Here is a 1050-nt window from a genome sequence, read left to right on the forward strand (position 1 = left end):
GCCTCATGGCATGAGCAGGCCCCCTACTTTCGCGCCACCCCCCGGCGCCCGCGCCCACTCCCTGCGTACCGCTCGCGGCGAGTTCGCCGTCGTCGACGCGCCCGTGGCGGACGGTGTCGCCCCCAGGGGGACCGCGCTGCTGCTGCCCGGGTTCACCGGCAGCAAGGAGGACTTCAACCCGCTGCATGTACCGCTCGCGGCGCGCGGGTACCGGACGGTCGCGGTGGACGGCCGGGGACAGTTCGAGTCCGACGGCCCGGCGGACGACGAATCGGCCTACGCCCAGGACGAGTTGGCGAAGGACGTGCTCGCGCAGGCCGCGGCCCTCGACGGACCCGTGCATCTCCTCGGGCACTCACTCGGCGGGCAGATCTCGCGGGCCGCCGTCCTCCTGGACCCCGGCCCCTTCCGCTCCCTCACCCTCATGTCCTCGGGCCCCGCCCAGATCTCCAGCTCGCAGCAGCAGCGCGTGAAGCTGCTGCGGGACGCGCTGACCGTGATGAGCATGGCGGAGGTGTGGGACGCGATCCAGGCCATGGAAGCGCCCGAGGAGACGGACACCGGGGGCGAGTTGGACTCCGGGCTCGACGACCGGGAGGACCTGCGGCGGCGCTGGATGGGCAACAGGCCCGCCCAACTCATCGCCACCGGACGCCAGTTGTGCGCGGAGCCGGACCGGGTGGCCGAACTGGCCGCCGTGCCACTGCCGTTCCATGTGCTGTCCGGCTCGCACGACGACACCTGGCCGGTACCGCTGCTCGACCAGATGTCCGTCCGTCTGCGGGCCCGCAGGACCGTGATCCCCGGCGCCGAGCACTCCCCCAACACGGACCGACCCCTGGAGACGGCCCGCGCCGTCGCCGACTTCTGGGACACCACCGAGAAGCCCTGACCACCCGGCCGCACCATCCGGCCGTACACCCGGCGCACACGACCAAAGGCCGGTCCACAGACGCCACAGGCCGGGCCGCAGAAACCCAGGCCCGGCACAAGCCCGGCGCACAAGCCCCGCGCACAAGCCCGGCCCACAAGCCCCGCCTGCACCTCACC

General features: G+C 73.0%; 1 protein-coding gene. It reads left to right on the forward strand.

All coding sequences use genetic code 11. From position 1 onward, the window contains the following. Nucleotides 1-10: 10 nt before the first annotated feature. Nucleotides 11-892 (forward strand): alpha/beta hydrolase, encoded by an 882-nt coding sequence (locus HLK59_RS50150; RefSeq protein ID WP_171148349.1) that lies wholly within the window; start codon nt 11-13, stop codon nt 890-892. Nucleotides 893-1050: the final 158 nt, after the last annotated feature.

Source organism: Streptomyces sp. S3(2020), assembly GCF_013044505.1.
Classification (GTDB): Bacteria; Actinomycetota; Actinomycetes; order Streptomycetales; family Streptomycetaceae; genus Streptomyces.